This window comes from Halorubrum sp. SD41, assembly GCF_058630335.1.
This window is the reverse complement of record NZ_JBZVGZ010000026.1, coordinates 14,564-30,682: the sequence shown is the minus strand read 5'-3', so window position 1 is coordinate 30,682 and position 16,119 is coordinate 14,564. Positions and strand designations below refer to the sequence as shown.

General features: G+C 72.5%; 19 protein-coding genes. 7 read left to right on the top strand and 12 right to left on the bottom strand.

Annotation, left to right across the window (positions count from 1 at the left end; genetic code table 11):
• The first annotated feature begins 318 nt into the window (after window positions 1-318).
• Complete coding sequence (locus tag AC4NMM_RS12470; RefSeq protein ID WP_491924397.1) at window positions 319-2,586, top strand: AAA family ATPase; 2,268 nt, start codon at window positions 319-321, stop codon at window positions 2,584-2,586.
• Window positions 2,587-2,615: 29 nt separating this feature from the next.
• Here the strand turns inward: AC4NMM_RS12470 and AC4NMM_RS12465 are convergent, their stop codons facing one another.
• The 4 genes from AC4NMM_RS12465 to lwrS form a co-directional block, all read right to left on the bottom strand.
• A complete protein-coding gene (locus tag AC4NMM_RS12465) occupies window positions 2,616-3,137 on the bottom strand; it encodes a CopG family ribbon-helix-helix protein (protein WP_491924396.1) in 522 nt (173 codons plus the stop codon).
• Between the two features lie 25 nt (window positions 3,138-3,162).
• Window positions 3,163-3,468, bottom strand: coding sequence for a PadR family transcriptional regulator (locus AC4NMM_RS12460; protein ID WP_491924395.1), 306 nt, complete (start codon window positions 3,466-3,468; stop codon window positions 3,163-3,165).
• 34 nt (window positions 3,469-3,502) lie between these two features.
• Complete coding sequence (locus tag AC4NMM_RS12455) at window positions 3,503-4,174, bottom strand: HAD family hydrolase (protein WP_491924394.1); 672 nt, start codon at window positions 4,172-4,174, stop codon at window positions 3,503-3,505.
• A gap of 80 nt (window positions 4,175-4,254) precedes the next feature.
• The gene (lwrS, locus tag AC4NMM_RS12450; protein ID WP_491924393.1) at window positions 4,255-4,641 is read right to left on the bottom strand and encodes an LWR-salt protein; all 387 of its coding nucleotides are present in this window, start codon (window positions 4,639-4,641) and stop codon (window positions 4,255-4,257) included.
• 65 nt (window positions 4,642-4,706) lie between these two features.
• Here lwrS and uppS point away from each other — a divergent pair, with 65 nt between their 5' ends.
• Window positions 4,707-5,702, top strand: a complete 996-nt coding sequence (gene uppS, locus AC4NMM_RS12445) for a polyprenyl diphosphate synthase (protein WP_491924392.1) — start codon at window positions 4,707-4,709, stop codon at window positions 5,700-5,702.
• Here uppS and AC4NMM_RS12440 read toward each other — a convergent pair.
• From AC4NMM_RS12440 to AC4NMM_RS12430, 3 genes are all read right to left on the bottom strand, one after another.
• Window positions 5,699-6,799: a DUF2891 domain-containing protein gene (locus AC4NMM_RS12440; RefSeq protein ID WP_491924391.1), complete on the bottom strand. Its 1,101-nt coding sequence runs from the start codon at window positions 6,797-6,799 to the stop codon at window positions 5,699-5,701. The genes uppS and AC4NMM_RS12440 overlap by 4 nt on opposite strands.
• 94 nt (window positions 6,800-6,893) lie before the next feature.
• The gene (locus AC4NMM_RS12435; RefSeq protein WP_096395305.1) at window positions 6,894-7,352 is read right to left on the bottom strand and encodes an NOB1 family endonuclease; all 459 of its coding nucleotides are present in this window, start codon (window positions 7,350-7,352) and stop codon (window positions 6,894-6,896) included.
• Window positions 7,352-7,597, bottom strand: a complete 246-nt coding sequence (locus AC4NMM_RS12430) for a PRC-barrel domain-containing protein (RefSeq protein WP_017344246.1) — start codon at window positions 7,595-7,597, stop codon at window positions 7,352-7,354. Before AC4NMM_RS12430 ends, AC4NMM_RS12435 begins: the two co-directional genes overlap by 1 nt.
• A 216-nt stretch (window positions 7,598-7,813) precedes the next feature.
• On the opposite strand from AC4NMM_RS12430, the gene infB reads away from it, so the two are divergent.
• Window positions 7,814-9,607 carry a translation initiation factor IF-2 gene (gene infB / locus AC4NMM_RS12425; protein WP_096395307.1) on the top strand — a complete coding sequence of 598 codons (1,794 nt, stop codon included), beginning with the start codon at window positions 7,814-7,816 and terminating at the stop codon, window positions 9,605-9,607.
• Window positions 9,608-9,631: 24 nt separating this feature from the next.
• Window positions 9,632-9,931, top strand: coding sequence for a hypothetical protein (locus AC4NMM_RS12420; protein ID WP_096395309.1), 300 nt, complete (start codon window positions 9,632-9,634; stop codon window positions 9,929-9,931).
• A gap of 52 nt (window positions 9,932-9,983) precedes the next feature.
• Here the strand turns inward: AC4NMM_RS12420 and AC4NMM_RS12415 are convergent, their stop codons facing one another.
• The 4 genes from AC4NMM_RS12415 to AC4NMM_RS12400 form a co-directional block, all read right to left on the bottom strand.
• The gene (locus AC4NMM_RS12415; RefSeq protein ID WP_017344249.1) at window positions 9,984-10,127 is read right to left on the bottom strand and encodes a CpXC domain-containing protein; all 144 of its coding nucleotides are present in this window, start codon (window positions 10,125-10,127) and stop codon (window positions 9,984-9,986) included.
• 49 nt (window positions 10,128-10,176) lie between these two features.
• Entirely contained in the window at window positions 10,177-10,755 is a 579-nt protein-coding gene (locus AC4NMM_RS12410) for a hypothetical protein (protein WP_491924390.1), read from the bottom strand.
• Between the two features lie 360 nt (window positions 10,756-11,115).
• Entirely contained in the window at window positions 11,116-12,183 is a 1,068-nt protein-coding gene (locus tag AC4NMM_RS12405) for an mRNA surveillance protein pelota (protein ID WP_096395313.1), read from the bottom strand.
• A gap of 25 nt (window positions 12,184-12,208) precedes the next feature.
• The gene (locus tag AC4NMM_RS12400) at window positions 12,209-13,351 is read right to left on the bottom strand and encodes a DUF4013 domain-containing protein (protein ID WP_096395315.1); all 1,143 of its coding nucleotides are present in this window, start codon (window positions 13,349-13,351) and stop codon (window positions 12,209-12,211) included.
• Between the two features lie 237 nt (window positions 13,352-13,588).
• Here AC4NMM_RS12400 and AC4NMM_RS12395 point away from each other — a divergent pair, with 237 nt between their 5' ends.
• The 3 genes from AC4NMM_RS12395 (at window position 13,589) to AC4NMM_RS12385 (ending at window position 15,315) form a co-directional block, all read left to right on the top strand.
• Window positions 13,589-13,993 carry a DUF8159 domain-containing protein gene (locus AC4NMM_RS12395; RefSeq protein WP_096395317.1) on the top strand — a complete coding sequence of 135 codons (405 nt, stop codon included), beginning with the start codon at window positions 13,589-13,591 and terminating at the stop codon, window positions 13,991-13,993.
• Window positions 13,990-14,925 carry an alpha/beta hydrolase gene (locus AC4NMM_RS12390; RefSeq protein ID WP_096395320.1) on the top strand — a complete coding sequence of 312 codons (936 nt, stop codon included), beginning with the start codon at window positions 13,990-13,992 and terminating at the stop codon, window positions 14,923-14,925. The genes AC4NMM_RS12395 and AC4NMM_RS12390 overlap by 4 nt, the downstream gene beginning before the upstream one ends.
• Before the next feature lie 78 nt (window positions 14,926-15,003).
• Window positions 15,004-15,315: a thiamine-binding protein gene (locus tag AC4NMM_RS12385; RefSeq protein ID WP_096395322.1), complete on the top strand. Its 312-nt coding sequence runs from the start codon at window positions 15,004-15,006 to the stop codon at window positions 15,313-15,315.
• A gap of 30 nt (window positions 15,316-15,345) precedes the next feature.
• On the opposite strand, the gene AC4NMM_RS12380 is transcribed toward AC4NMM_RS12385, so the two are convergent.
• Entirely contained in the window at window positions 15,346-16,047 is a 702-nt protein-coding gene (locus tag AC4NMM_RS12380) for a hypothetical protein (protein WP_096395324.1), read from the bottom strand.
• Window positions 16,048-16,119: the final 72 nt, after the last annotated feature.

The window sequence follows — 16,119 nt, the reverse complement described above, 5'->3', positions numbered from 1 at the left end:
CTTCGCTCTCGTGAACGCCTGCGCCCGCCTCCCGGCTGCCCCTTTGAGTCCCACCCGACCGCACCGCAACCGCGCCTCACGCCTCCCCAGCCTCGCGGCTCACGGCTCGCGGCTTCGCCGCTCGCGTTCGCCGCGTCCCTCGCGCGTGCTGGCTCGCGGCCGCCGAGGGCGGCCGCTCGCAGGCGCACGCCACCGCGGCCGCTATTTATAAGCAACTGTCACTACCCTCCCGACCGTTTTGGATCGATATCCGCGGCCGGGAACCCGCTCGCGACGGCGTCGGACAAGGATAAAGAGCCGCGGGCCGGAAGGGTGTGTATGAACGACACCGCAGGGCTCCGGCTCACGGTGCGTGCCGCCGAGAAGCGGGACGCGGGCCGGGGCATCGCCAGGCTCCCCGAGTCGGCCCGCAAGCGGCTCGCCCTCCTCAGCGGCGACACGGTCGAGGTGCGCGGCGAGCGCACCGCGGTCGCGAAGGTGTGGCCGGGCGGCCCCGACGCCCCCGACGGCTCCGTCCTCATCGACGCCGACACCCGTGCGAACGCCGGCGTGAAGGTCGGCGACACCGTGACCATCGCGCCCGTCGACGTTTCCGACGCCGACCGTGTGACGCTTTCGGCGCCCGGCCGCCTCGCCGAGGTGGACGTGAGCCGCGAGGTGGTCGAGCGCGCGCTCTCCCGCGAGCTCCGCGACCGTCCCGTCACCGAGGGCGAGGCCGTCCACGTCGAGCGGCTCGGCGGCCTCCGGTTCGTGGTCGCCCGGACCGCGCCCGCGGGGACCGTCCGGATCACGGCGTCGACCGACGTGTCCGTCGAGTACGAGGGCGACGCCGAACCGACGAGCGACGCTGGGTCCGCGGGCGACCGCGCCGACGCGCCGACGGACGCGGGAAGTGACCGAGCCGGAGGATCTGGGACCGCCTCGGGCTCGGGGACCGACCTCCCCGGCGACGACGCCCGGCCGAAGACCGGCGACGCCCCGCCCGCCGAACACACCGCGGGCGCGACCTACGAGGACATCGGTGGGCTCGACGAGGAGCTCGAGCTGGTCCGGGAGACGATCGAACTCCCGCTCTCCGAGCCGGAGGTGTTCACCCGGCTCGGCATCGACCCGCCGAAGGGGGTCCTCCTCCACGGGCCGCCGGGGACCGGGAAGACGCTCATCGCCCGCGCCGTCGCCAACGAGGTCGACGCGACGTTCATCACGGTGGACGGCCCGGAGATCATGTCGAAGTACAAGGGGGAGTCGGAGGAGCGGCTCCGCGAGGTGTTCGAGCGCGCGAGCGACGACGCCCCGGCGATAATCTTCTTCGACGAGATCGACTCGATCGCGGGGAAACGCGACGACGGCGGCGACGTGGAGAACCGGGTCGTCGGCCAGCTGCTCTCGCTGATGGACGGGCTTGACGCCCGCGGCGACGTGATCGTCATCGGCGCGACGAACCGCGTCGACACCATCGACCCCGCGCTCCGCCGCGGCGGCCGGTTCGACCGCGAGATCGAGATCGGCGTCCCCGGCGAGGCGGGTCGCCGCCAGATCCTCGACGTCCACACGCGCCGGATGCCGCTCGCGGACGACGTGGACCTCGACCGGATCGCGGGCCGGACGCACGGGTTCGTCGGCGCCGACATCGAGGGGCTCGCGCAGGAGGCGGCGATGACCGCGCTGCGCCGGGCCCGCGAGTCGGACTCGCGTGCGCTGAACGAGGTGACGGTCGGCAAGGCGGACTTCGAGGCCGCCCACGCGAGCGTCGAACCGAGCGCGATGCGCGAGTACGTCGCCGAGCAGCCGACCACCGACTTCGCCGACGTGGGCGGCTTAGACGACGCGAAGGAGGAGCTCGAACGCGCCGTGACGTGGCCGCTGTCGTACGGGCCCCTCTTCGAAGCCGCGGGCGCCGACCCGCCGACCGGCGTCCTGTTGTACGGCCCGCCGGGGACCGGGAAGACGCTGCTCGCGCGCGCCATCGCCGGCGAGAGCGGCGTCAACTACATTCAGGTCGCCGGCCCGGAGCTGCTCGACCGGTACGTCGGCGAGTCGGAGAAGGCGGTCCGCGAGCTGTTCGACCGCGCCCGGCAGGCGGCGCCCGCGATCGTCTTCTTCGACGAGATCGACGCGGTCGCGACCGACCGCGACGCGGCCGGCGGCGACGGCTCCGGCGTGAGCGAGCGCGTCGTCTCCCAGCTGCTGACCGAGCTCGACCGCGCCAGCGACAACCCGAACCTCGTCGTCCTCGCGGCGACCAACCGGCGGGACGCGCTCGACCCGGCGCTGCTCCGCCCCGGGCGCCTGGAGACCCACGTCGAGGTGCCCGAACCGGACCGCGAGGCGCGCCGCAAGATCCTCGATGTCCACACCCGCGGGAAGCCGCTGACCGACGACGTCGACCTGGAACGGGTCGCCGACGAGACGGAGGGGTACTCCGGCGCGGAGATCGCCTCGCTGACCCGGGCGGCCGCGATGCGCGCCATCGAGCGCGTCGCCGACGAGCACGGCGAGGCCGCCAACGACCACGCCGACGAGGTCGGGGTCACCGACGAGGACTTCGACGCCGCGCTCGAGTCCGTCCGCCCCGAGACCGCCTGAGCGGGGCAGAACGACGGTTCGGTCCGGCCTCAGTCGTCCTCGGCGGTCGCGCCCGCTTCCGTCTCGTCCTCCTCAGACGCGTCTTCGCCGGCCTCGCCGCTCCCGTGCCCGGCGTGCGCGTGGGCGTCGCCGAGCGCCCCGGCGCCGAACTCGTCGACCGGCGTGACGCTGTAATCGACCGTGAGCGTGTCCTTCGTCGCGCGGACCTTCCCCACGAACGCCGAGATCTCTTCGAGGCCGCCCTCCAACACGAACAGCTCCATACAGTACTGCGAGCCGACGTGGCTGTGGAAGTTTGAGGCGACGATCCCCTCGTGTTCGTGTCGCAGCCGCATCATCCGCTCCTCGACGCTCGTCGTCTCGTAGTTGAAGAGGACGGTCACCACGGCCATCAGCGCCCGGTCCTCCAGCTTCGCGTCCTCGAACTCGCCGAGGAGGTTCCGGGAGGCCTCGCGGACGACCTCGCTGCGCCCGGTGTATCCGTGTTCGTCCGCGAAGCTGTCGATCCGTTCGAGTAACTCCTCCGGCATGGAGACGCTGACGACGGTCATATATTAACTCACGCCGGCTAAGTTGTTAATCCTTGAGGTCCGGGCGGTCGCCGCCCCCCTCGACCCGCTCGCCGAGCCACGCGTAGTGATCGAGCAGCGCCGTCTCGCCCGCGTCGGTGAGCGCGTACACGTCGGCGATGCCCTCGGTCCGCCGGTCGAGGTGGCCGGCCTCGACGAGCGCGGAGAGGGTCCCGTAGAAGGAACCCGGGTCGATCCGCTCGTCGTAGTGCGATTCGAGCCGGCTCTTCAGCGACTGCGCGCGCAGCTCGCCGTGCTCGTACAGGAGCGCGCAGAGGTCGCGGCGCCGGCCGCTGTGGAACCACTTGGTCATGGGTTGCGCCTCGCCCCGCGGGCGGATAAATCGCTCACGACGCGTCGGCCGGCCCGCCGGCGCCGACCAGTTCGTCGAGCCGGCTCACGCGTCGGTCGCCGAGGACGCATCGCCCGCGCTCGTCGTGGCCGACGCGTTCGACGTGGACCGCGTCGAGGCCGGCGTTCCAGGCGGCCGCCACGTCGCTCTCGCCGTCGCCGACGTAGTAGCCGCGGGCCCGGTTCGGATCGACGCCGAGCTCGCCCATCGCGGCCTCGATCGGGTCGGGCGCCGGCTTCCACCCCGTCTCGTCGGTGCAGCAGACGACCGCGTCGAAGCGGCCGTCGAGGTCGACGCGGTCGAGGACCGGCTCCGCGAGGAACTCCTGGCAGTGGGTGACGAGGCCGGTCGGCCCGCCGACCTCGCTCACGCGGTCGAGCAGGCGCGCGGCGTCGTCGTGGAGGTACGTCGCCTCCGCGCGGGCCGCGGGGTCCTCCACGGCGTGGAACGCCGGCCAGAACGCGTCGGGGTCGACGCCCATCTCACGGAGCGTCTCGGCGCGAGAGCCGCCGAACCCGTGCCAGAGGACGCGCGCCTCGCGGTCCGAGAACTCGCGGCCCAGCCGGTCGCCGACGCGGTCGAACACCGCTCGGGTGTACTCCCACTCGGCGTCGACCAGCGTCCCGTCGAGGTCGAACAGGTGGAAATCGTAGTCGGCGACGGTCATGGACCGCCCCGTACGCCGGCGGCGGGCAAGTGCGTTGCGGGTTCGGAGCGTGCCGATCGTCCGGTTCCGAGGCCGCCCACTCAGTCCCGGACGTGGACCGACGAGCCGAGGTACTTGCGGAGGGCCTCGTCGACCGAGTCGGCGTTGAACCGGTCGAGCTCCGCGGCGATCGCGTCTTTCAGCGCGTCGAGGTAGGCCTCGTCGGTGCGGAGTTCTCGGAAGTCGGCGGCGGCGACCTCGACGTTCGCGGCGTCCTCGATGCCCAGCCGCTCTTCGGCCAGTCGCCGGAACGCCGGTTCGTCGCCGATCTCGCCGCGCCACAGGCGGTCGCGGAAGAAGAGCCAGCCGCCGGCTCCGGGCTCGCTCGCCGCGAGTTCCATCGTCGTCTCGAAGCGAGCGGGGTCGACGCTCGCGGCCTCCGGCGGGTCGAGCCGGACGGCGACGCGGAAGACGTAGGCGGCCTCCATCTGCGGGCCGGAGGACCGGCCGGAGGATAAAAGTACATACCGCTCGGCCGTCTGAGTCAGGGAAGATGCTGAACCGACTCCGCGGCCTCGTCGGGCGCGCGTACCGGCGACACCTCCGCCGCGAGATCGACGACGTCCCCGACCACGTCGCCGTCATCCAGGACGGGAACCGGCGGTACGCCCGCAAGCAGGGCGACGACGCGCCCGAGGGCCACCGCGCCGGCGCGGACACCACCGAGCGCGTCCTCGACTGGTGCGCCGACCTCGGGGTCTCCGAGCTCACCCTCTACGCCTTCTCCACCGAGAACTTCGAACGCCCGGACGAGGAGCTGGAACCGCTCTTCGATCTGCTGGAACGCAAGCTGCGCGAGTTCGCCGACGCCGACCGCGTCCACGAGCAGGGCGTCCGCGTCCGGGCGATCGGCGACGTGCCTCGCCTCCCGCCGCGCGTCCGCGACGCGGTCGAGTACGCGGAGCGGCGCACCGCCGGCAACGACCGCTTCACGCTGAACGTCGCCCTGGCGTACGGCGGCCGGACCGAGCTGCTCGACGCCGCGCGCGCCATCGCCCGCGACGTCGACGCCGGCGAGATGGACCCCGACGACGTCGACGTCGAGACCGTCGAGTCCCGGCTGTACGACCGCCCGATCCGGGACGTGGACCTGATCGTCCGCACCGGCGGCGACGAGCGGACCTCGAACTTCCTTCCGTGGCACGCGAACGGCAACGAGGCCGCCGTCTACTTCTGTGCGCCCTACTGGCCGGAGTTCTCCGAGGCCGACTTCCTGCGCGCGATCCGCACCTACGAGTCGCGCGAGGAGTCGTGGCAGCGCGCCCGGGCGGAGCGGGCCGCCGCCTTAGTGCGCGCGCTCGCCGAGGTGGAGTTCGCGGAGGCCCGCGCCGCGGCCGCCCGGCTCCGCGAGCGCGTCCCGCGGCTCGACGGGAGCGACCTCTCCGACGACGCGCTCGGCATCGCGGAGGGCGACGGGGCCGCCCCGGCCGAGCGCGACGCGCCCGACCTGGTGGACGGCGACGCGCGGGACTCGCCGGGAGCCGATTAGACCGCACCCGGCGCGATCCCGCCCTCGTTCCGCGTCAACAGGTACAGGGCGAACGACGAGAGCCAGTGCGAGCCCGCGTAGTCGTCGGTGAGCACATCCGCGGCCCCCGCCTCGGCGTGGCGGCGCGCCGCCGCCTCCAGCGGCTCGCGAAGCCGGGTCGCCGCCGGGCCGTTTCGCCCCGCCAGCGCGTCGGCCAGCCCGGCGAGACACCACGCGCGGGAGACGTTGAGGCCGATCAGATGCATCGCGGCGCCGTCGCCCGCCTCCGGTTCGACGTCGACCGGCGACCGCAGCGCGTCGTGCGGCGGCGCGGCGAGGTCCGGGAGGAAGCCGTCGAGCCACGCCGCGAACGGGTCGGGGTCGAGGACGCGGCGCATGAGGTCCGCCTCCGTCAGCGCGGGCGAGAGGAAGTCCCAGCCGACCGGTTCCGCGCCGACGACCGCGGCGTCGTCGTCGACGTAGAGGCGGCGCGCGGTCGACGCCGCCGCCGATTCGAGGTCGGCGTCGCCGACGACCCGCGCGTAGTCGAGGACGCCGGCGAGCGCGAACGCGGTGTTGCCGTGGGTGCCGACGCGGTGCGGGCGGTCGACCTCGAGGAACGACTCGCGGGTCCCGCGGCGGACTCGGTCTTCGAGCGGGCGGAGGGTCTCGCGCCACGCGTCGGCGCGCGGGTCGTCCCACAGGGCGAGCTCGGCGGCGAGCCGCAGCAGCCACGACCAGCCGTACGGCTCCTCGAAGCCGGGGTTCTCATCCAGATACGCGACCTCGCTAGCGACGTTCTCGGGGGTCAGCCGCTCGTCGATGCCGGTTGCGATCGCGGCCTCGTCCGGGTGGTCCGGGACGAGCCGCAGCGCGCGGACGAGCGCCCAGTGGCTGTGGACGGCCGAGTGCCAGTCGAAACACCCGTAGAAGACGGGGTGCTCCTCCGCGGGGCGCGGCGGTGCCTCCGGCCGCTCGACGGTCCCCCGGTAGTGCGGGTACTCGGTCTCGACCCCGTCGAGCGGGTGGGCGGCCAGCGCCGCCGCGACGGCGTCGTCGAGCGCGTCCGCCCGTCCGGCCCGGAGCGCGTCCGGCGACAGCTCCTCGAAGGCGTTCATGCCGGAGGATCCGCGGGGCGCCTGTTCAATCGGTCGGTGGGGCGTGAACCGCTCTCACTCGGGACGCGTTCCGCGGGAAGCGTCGAGAAAGGGTTCAGGCGGGATTCTTCCGCGTCAGGTCGCTGCCGCAGATCGGACACCGCTCCTTGTCCTCGTCGAAGGTGCGGTTACAGCCGACGCACTGGAAGCGCCACTCCCGCTCCTCGGAGATGCCGTCGCGGGCGATGGCCTCGACCGGGAGGTCGAGCCGCTCGGCGACGTTCTGCATCGCGTAGTCGTCGGTGACGAGCGTCGCGTGGAGCTCCAGCGCGGTCGCGATCAGCCGGACGTCGGTGTCGGACAGCTCCGCGGCGTCGCCCGACCCCTTCGCGGCGCGGCGGACGCGGTCGACCGCCTCCGGCGCCGGCACGTGGACGGTCATCCCGGAGCCCTCCATCGCGTCGAACCGGAGCGCGACCTCGCCGGTGAGCTCGTCGTGGACCGCCGGGATGGAGACCACGTCGTCGTTCGTCGTGTACTCGTGGATGAACGCGGACGAGTCGAGGACTTGCATCAGCGGGCGACGACGATGTAGTCTTTCACCGCCTGGACGTTCGCGACCGGGACGCGGAGCCGGCCCATCTCGTCGACGTCGAAGTCGACGCGCTCGGGCCTGAGCTGCTCGTGCGGGCTGACGAGGAGGTGGTTCAGCTCCCCGGACTCGAGATTCATCGTGATGTTGTACAGGTCCCCGAGCTCCGTGCCGTCGGAGCTCATCACCGCCTTCCCGGAGAGGTTCTCCGCGAGGATGTCGACCATACCCCCACGGTCCCGGGCGACGGTATTAAACGCCACGGGGCGTCGGACGGGTGACGGACGCGGTTGCGCGTTCGTCACCGGACGGACGACGGACGCGGACATCACGCTCGCCGCCGCGGATCGCGCGCTCGCCGTTCGGGTTCGTCGCGGCATTTTGAAAGGCTTAACTGACGCCCGGGCGGAACAGTCGGTATAACCTTCTCGGGGCGATCACATATGACCGACCACACACACGCGGACACCCTGCGAACCCCCATCGTCGCCGTGCTGGGCCACGTCGACCACGGCAAGACGAGCCTGCTCGACACGATCCGCGGCTCCGCCGTCAGCGAGGGCGAGGCCGGCGCGATCACCCAACACATCGGGGCGACGGACATCCCGCTCGACACCATCTCCGGGATGGCGGGCGAGCTGATCGACCCGTCGGACTTCGACCTCCCCGGCCTGCTGTTCATCGACACGCCGGGGCACCACTCCTTCTCGACGCTGCGCGCCCGCGGCGGCGCGCTCGCCGACATCGCGGTGCTCGTCGTCGACGTCAACGACGGCTTCCAGCCGCAGACGGAGGAGGCGATAGACATCCTCCGCCGGACGGGGACCCCCTTCGTCGTCGCCGCCAACAAGGTGGACACGACGCCCGGCTGGAACCCGCAGGACGGCGAGCCGATCCAGCGGAGCATGGAGGCGCAGTCCGAGCGCGCGAAGTCGATGCTCGACGAGAACCTCTACGAGATCATCGGCCAGCTCTCCGACGCCGGCTTCTCCGCCGACCTCTACTGGCGCGTCCAGGACTTCCAGAAGAACATCGGCGTCGTCCCGCTGTCGGCGCTCACCGGCGAGGGCGTCCCGGACCTCCTGACGGTCCTGATGGGCCTCTCCCAGCGGTTCATGAAAGAGGAGATGGCGATCGACGTCACCGGCCCGGGCGAGGGGACGGTCCTCGAAGTGAAAGACGAGCGCGGCTTCGGCGCCACCGTCGACACCGTCGTCTACGACGGCGTGATCCGCAACGGCGACACGGTCGTCGTCGGCGGGCAGGACGAGCCGATCGTCACCGAAATCCGCGCGCTGCTCCGCCCGCGGCCGCTCGCGGAGATCCGCACGGAGAAGGAGTTCGAGAAGGTCGGCGAGGTCGCCGCCGCGGCCGGCGTGAAGATCGCCGCGCCCGACCTCGATCAGGCGATGGCGGGCGCGCCGGTGCGCGTCGTCCGCGACCGCACCGTCGACCAGGTCGTCGAGGAGGTGAAGGCGGAGCTCGCGGAGATCGAGGTCGAGACCGCCGACAACGGCGTCGTCGTCAAGGCGGACACCCTCGGCTCGCTGGAGGCGATGGCGAACGCACTCCGCGAGGCGGAGGTCCCGATCCTCCGCGCCGAAGTCGGCGACATCGCGCCGCGCGACATCGCGGTCGCCGAGACCGCGAACCAGGACGAACACAAGGCGATTTTGGGCTTCAACGTCGACCTCCTGCAGAACGCGGAGTCGGACCTGGAGAACGCCGACGTGAAGCTGTTCAAGAACGAGGTCATCTACCAGCTGGTCGAGGACTACGAGCGCTACGTCGAGGAGAAGCAGCGCGCGCAACAGGAGACGGTGCTGGACAAGGTCGTCCGCCCGGCCCGCTTCCGCATCCTCCCCGACCACACGTTCCGGCAGAACGACCCCGCGGTCGTCGGCGTCGAGATCATCTCCGGCACGCTCCAGAACAACCGCAACGTCGGCTACTTCGAGGGCAACGAGTTCGAGCGCGTCGGCGGCCTCTCGGGGATTCAAAAGCAGGGCGAGGACGTCGACGAGGCGCGCTCCGGCGAGCGCGTCAGCATCGCCATCGACGGGCCCACCGTCGGGCGCGACATCGAGGAGGGCGACACGCTCTGGACCGAGGTGCCCGAGAAGCACGCGAAGATCCTCGAACAGGAGTTAAAAGAGGAGATCACCGCCGACGAGCGCGAGGCGCTTCAGGGCTACTTGGAGACGCGCCGGAAGCGGGACCCGTTCTGGGGGAAGTAACCCTCGGCCCCGCACTCGACGGACATGGACCGCACCGCCGCGTTCGAGTCCGACGTCGAGCACTTGGAGAACGCCGCGATCCGCCTCGCGGAGAGCGAGGCAGACGGCGAGCCCGACCCGCAGCTACAGAGCGAGTTCGCCGCGGTCCTCGACCACGTCCTGAACGCCCACGCGGTCGACTACGAGTCGCTCACGACCCACGCCGAGGCGGTCGCGCGGATCTGGCGGACTCGCGACCACGAGAGCACCGCGAGCAAGCACGTCGACACCGTCCACCAGGCGTTCATGGCCGAGGTGTGCGACGACTACGACCCGGTCTACTGAGCCGGTCCGCATTCCGCCGTCGCCCGCTCACATCACTGGCGCCGCCGCAGGCTCACGTCCCCGGCGGCGTCCTGACGTGGTGGCCGCAGTTCGGACACTGCCCCTCGTTTAAGAACTCCGTCGGGCCCGTGCCGGTCGCCGCGTTGTAGCTGAAGCTGTGTCCGCAGTTCGGGCAGGTCTCGGAGCGTCGGACCATGCGGTTCGATAGAGTTCCCCGTCACTTCAACTTCCGGCGCCGCCCGTGGTCACCCGTACAACAGAATGATCACGGCCACGAACGCCAGCTCCCCGCCGACGAGCAGCGCGGCGAGCAGCCACGTCCGGTAGGTCCACAGCCAGTCGCGGGCCGCCGCGAGCCGGTTTTCGCTTTCCACCTCGGACTCGCCGCGGTACGCGGCGTCGACCTTCCAGCCCGTTTCCGGGTCGTACGTCGCGGGCACGCGGGTCCCGACCAGCTCGTCGACGTCGAGCGGCGAGACGCCCGCGGCCTCCAGGAATTCGAGGAATTCCTCGGACTCCCGGAGCGAGCCGTCCCGGGGCGCGTCGAATCGCTCGGTGTGGGTGGCGTCGCCGTGCGGCGGGCGCATCTCGACGGCGACCCGGTCGCCGACGGAGCGCACCCGGGTGACGATCAGCGCGTTCTCCTCGTCGTTGAGGTACGCCTCGCGGAGCCGGCGTTTCACCTCCTCGTCGACGCCCGCGTCGTCGAGGTCGTCGGGGAGAGGGCCGCCTTCCTCGGGGAGCTGGTCGGCGTCAGCCTCGGAGGGCGGGGACGCGTCCTCGACCGTCGCCGTCTCGGCGTCGTCCCCGGATCGGTCCGCCATCGATCCGACGTTGACGGCGCGCTCTGATAAGGTCACGGCCGCGATACGTGACCGGTTTCGTTGCGGACGGCCCGCGGGCCGAGACCGCCGAAGCCCCAGCCGGGAGGACTCGCGCGACTCGCTGCGCTCCTCAGTCGCTCACTCCGTTCGCTCCTTGCGGTGCTTACGTCGTCGTGCTTCGTCTTCCCGGCTGCCCCTTCGAGTCCCGCCCCGCACAGCCCCGCACCTCACACCTCCCCAGCCTCGTCGGGCGGCCTCCGCGTTGCTCCGGCCGCCCGACTCCCTCGCACGTGCTCCTCGCGGCCGTTTAAAAACGGCCGCTCGGAGGCGCGCGCCACCGCACTTTCGACTGTCGGCCGCTCACTGGAGTCGGTAGCGTAAGATCGCGGCGATGCCGCCGAGGTTGGCGAGCTGCTCGCCGGGAGCGAACTCCGAGGAGAAGACGACCACGTCGCCGCCCTGCCGCTCGACCGACTCGATCACCTCGTTGACATCGATGTCCCAGTCGCCGTCGCCCTGCCGCTCCGTGCGGAGACGCTCGTCGACGACGAGCAGCGTCTCGACCGCGCCGAACTCGGCGGCCTCGGCGGTGTCGTCCGGGCCGTACGTCGCCTTCTCCTCTTTGGCGATGTTCTCGGTCAGCTCGTCGATGAGGCTCGCCTCCTTCGAGATGCGCGTCTCCTTCTGGACCTCGTCGACCGCGCCGCGCTTGAGGACCTCGTGGACGCCGCGGTCGCCCGCGGCGGAGGTGTCGACCGTGGTGACCCGGTCGGCGAGGTCACGGTACTCCTCGTCGATGTAGTCGCGCGCGTCCTGTTTGGTGAACCCCGGCCCGGCGAGGATCACGGCGTCGGCGTCGAGGTGCGCGAGCGCCTCGCCCAGCTCCGCGAACAGCTCCTCGCGCGGCCGCGAGAACTCGCCTTTCCCGGTCGGCTTCGTGAACGAGGCGTACTCCTCGGTGCCGTACTGCTGGACCGTGTGGACGTAGGCCGCGCCCTCCTCGACGGTCGCGATGGCCACGTCGGGATTCTCCGCGGCCTCCGTCGCCTCCTGGAGCCGCTCGGTCTGGTCCGGCTTGAAGTGCTTCTCGACGGTGATCTCGTCGTGTTCCTCGACGTTGAGCGTGTGGTGGGCGTTGAGCTGGTCCTCCCGCGAGCAGCCGACGATGATCCCGGAGACCCGGAGCCGGTTGGCGAACCGCGCGAACTCGACGTCCTCCACCTCCAGCGTGACGAAGATGTGCTCGCGCTGTCCGCCGGTGTCTCGCATCTGGTCGTCGTTCCGCTGGATCCGTCGGGTGGTGTCGCCCTCGACCAGGTCCCCCGGTTCGAGGACGTGCGCGAGGTGCCAGAGGTCGTCGACGTTCTCGGGGACCAGCGTGAGCCGTTCCCGGCCCTCCTCGCCGTACCCCCGCTCGGAGATGCGCATGCCCGGGCGTTCGCTCGCGGCCGTATCAACGCTTGCCTTCCGCGTCGGCGAGCGACGGCCCCCACTCGAAGCCGCCGGCCGGATCGCTGCCGTCCTCGATGGTGGCGGCGGCAGCGTCGCTCCGGTCTCGCCGGTCAGCGACCGGAACGTCGCGGCCGACCTGAACCGCGGCCGGCGGCTCGCTCCGCATCGGCCGCCCGCCGTCGCCCGACACGACGGGTGCCGGCGGGTCGTTTCTCGCGCGACCGATCTCCCGGGTCGCGTCGACGGCACGAGCGGCGCCCGCGCCGCGATTCGCGTCCTCGCGGCGAGTCGCATCCGCGCGGCGAGCCGCTCGGCTCCCGGAGCGCGCGGCGTCGCGGTCCGTCCGGACCGACGGCCGCGCCGCGGCGTCCCGCGTCGAACCCTCTCGCAGCGCGTCCGCCGCTCCGCGTCCGTAGAGGCCGTGCGAGACGACCCGGACGAGGAAGGCGAGCGCGACGCCGACGACCAGCGGCGCCGTCGGCGCCGCGACGGCGTACCCGACCGCGAGCGCTCCGACGGCGAGCGTCCAGCCGGTGGCGTACGGGCCCGTCGCGGCGACGCGGGCCACGGTCCGCGGGTTCAGTCCATCCCTCAGCCGCCCGGACGCGGCGAACGCGGCGAGCGCGGCGGGACGGACGTACGCGAACGCGAGGAGGTACGCGCCGACGAGCGCGGCGACGACCCCGGCGGCGACGACCGCGACGGCGGCCGGGCCGTTCGGACCGAGAGCAGATTCGACGGCGGTCGCGGTCGACTCCGGATCGACGGGACCGGCGACGAGCGCGGCGACGGCGCCGCCGGCGACCGCGAGGCCGCCCGCGAGCGGGGCGAGCAGCGCCGCCGACAGCAGCGCCGACTTAAGGCCGTCCCTGACCAGTTCGCCCCAGGCGACGAGCGACGGCGTGCCGGCCGAGTCCCTCGTCTGGATCGCCGCCCGCGTCACCCGGACGTAGTAGCCGCGCGCGACGAGCGACGGGGCGAGCGCGACCGGGGCCGCGACGGCGACCGCGGGGCTGACGAAGAGGACACCGCCGAGCCACAGCGCCGTGAGGGTCCACCCCAACAGGGTCACGGACCCGCCGACGAGGACGACGCCCGCGGTGTCGTCGGTTCGCGTCAGCGCCGTCGCGGCCGCGGTGAGCATGTGACTCGACACAGGAACGGGAGCCGCATAAATGATACCCGGGCCCGAGCGTTTATATCACTCCGCGGATTACTATCGACCGGCCGCGCGGGACAATCGTGTGCCTCTGACAACCCAACCGCGGCCGCCACTCGGCGGTCGCTCCCCGTCCGCGGCTTTCGATCGCGTTCTCTCCCGCCAGCCGCGGTGCCGTCGCGTGCCGGTACCGATTTATCCCGCCCCGCCGACGGATCGGGTATGACCGGCGACGAGCGGACGGCCGATCTGGAGCCGGAACTCAGGAGCTACGGCGTCAGCGTCGAGGCGATCGACGAGGGCGACCCGCTGGAGCTGACGTACATGACCGCGTTCCCCGGCCGCGAGATCCACCGCGGCGAGATCGGGCGCGCGCTCAACGCGCTCATCGACCAGGCCGAGGCCGACGAGTGGGAGCCCGTGCGCGTCGAGGGGACGGTCGTCCGGGCCCCCGGCGATGTCCTCGGCACCTGGCGCGCCGAGGCCGAGTGGTTCGAGGCGCTCATGAGCTACGAGATCTCCGAGACCGAGTTCTCGACCCGCGTGCTGGAGACCGTCAGCCACGAGGCCGAGAACGGCGACGAGGGCGATGACAGGTCCGAACCCGACCCGGAGGCCGACCGGTGACCCGCCGCGACCCGGTCAACCGCGCGCAGCGCCGCCTCGCCCGCCCGGCCCGCGAGCGGTTCGCCACCCGCGCGGTCGCGTTCGACGTCGACGGCGAGACCTGTCGCGGGACGCTGTACCTGCCCGGCGGCGACGCGGACGACTCCCCGGTCGTCGTGATGGCGCCCGGGCTCGGCGCGGAGCGGACCTTCGGCTACCCCGCCGTCGCGGAGCGGTTCGCGGACGCGGGCCACGCCGCGCTCCTCTTCGATCACCCGGAGTTCGGCGACTCCGACGGCGACTCGCAGGTCGTCGACCTCGCCCGTCAGCGCGCGGCGTACGAGGGAGCGATCGACCGCGCGGCCCGCGTCGACGACGCCGGCGACGACCTCGTGTTATGGGGGGCGTCGCTGTCGGCCGCGCACGTCCTGACGCTCGCCGCGGAGCGCCGCGACGTCGACGCGGTCGTGGGGCTCGTCCCGATGCTCGACGGCCGCGCCATCGCCGCCCGTCGCGGCGGGCGGTACCTCCTCCGTTCCGGTGCCGCCGGGTTCCGCGACCTGCTCGGCCACCGGATCGGTCGCGGCCGCACGGTCCCCATCGTCGGCGGCGCGGAGGAGTGCGCGGCGATCACCGAGCCGGGGACGAAGCGGAAGTACATCGACCTCGTCGACCGCGAGTCGGCGTGGCGCAACGAGACCCCCGCGCGCTCGCTGCTCGGACTCGTCGGCTACCGCCCGGTCACGCGGCTCGACGAGATCGACGCCCCGACGCTGCTGCTCGCGGGGACCGACGACGCCATCGTCGACGCCGACTCGGTCGCGGCCGCCGGCGAGCGGCTCTCGCGCGGCACCGTCGTCACGATGCCCGCCGACCACTTCTCGGTGCTCGGCGACGACTTCGAGGGCGCGGTCGGCCACCAGCTCTCCTTCCTGCGCGACGCGCTTGAGTGACGCCTCGCGGCGCCGGCCGCGGCCGCGGGGCCGCCGTCCCCGCGACCGCTTAAGTGGCCTCGCGGCGCACTCGCGCGTATGACAGCCATCGCACTGTTGAGCGTCGCGCCGGTGATCGAGGGGAGCATGGCCGAGGAGGTGGCGAAGGCGGTCGCCGCGCTCGACGACCTCGACGTGAGCTACGAGACGAACCCGATGGGCACCGTGATCGAGGCCGACGACGCGGAGACGCTGTTCGCGGCCGCGGCGGCCGCCCACGAGGCGGTCGACGGCGACCGCATCTCGACGTTCCTCAAGGTCGACGACAAGCGGACGAGCGACGGGACCGCCGCGGAGAAGGTCGCGGCCGTCGAGGAACACCTCGGCCGCGAAGCGAAACGGGAGCGGTAGCGGGTCGCCGCCCCGCCGCGGCGCTTCGCGTCACGCGGCGTCGACTCCCACGCTGCCGCCCGCGGTCGCGTCCCCGTCGGGATTCTCGACCGCGACGTCGACGGTCGTCGTGCGGACGACGGTCGCCTCGTCGCCGCCGCCGGCGACGTCCGCGCGGAACACGACGTCGAGCGTCGTCGTCGCCGTCTCGCCGCCGCCGATCTCGGGCGCGCTCAGCGACTCGCTCGTCACGGCGTCCCCGCGCTCCGTCGCGTCTGCGCGCTCGAACCGCGCGGTGAGGGCGCCGTCGACCGCGCCGAAGTCGGGCGGCGCGTCCGGCCCGGCGTCGGACCGGTCGCTCTCGGGCCGCCCGACCGACGCGACGTCGCCGGGCGTCGCGTCGGGGTCGGCGGCCGTCAGGGTCTCCCGATACACCTCGTCGACGCCGGCGTCGCTCCCGACGGCGAGGATGAGCGTCACGCGCTCGACGCCGTCGGAGAAGTCGCTCCACGACACCTCGACGACGGGCGAGAGGTACACCGACTCGATCCGTCCGTCGTTGCTCGTGACCGTCGGCGCGTCGCCCGCCTCGAACGCCGCCGGGTCGCCGTCGATCGCCGCCGCCGGCCGGCTCGACGCGACGAGGCCGCCGAGGCCGGTGAGGCCGGCGCCCGTGACGGCGGCGGCCCCGCCGAGGACCGAGCGTCTGGAGACCGTTTCGGACGAGCTACCGTTCCGCGAGTGGTCGGCCATCTCGGTGCGACGTGGCCGCGGCATCCGATATAAGCGCTCGGCGGAGACGGGCTCGGCGCGGAGCGAGGGGCG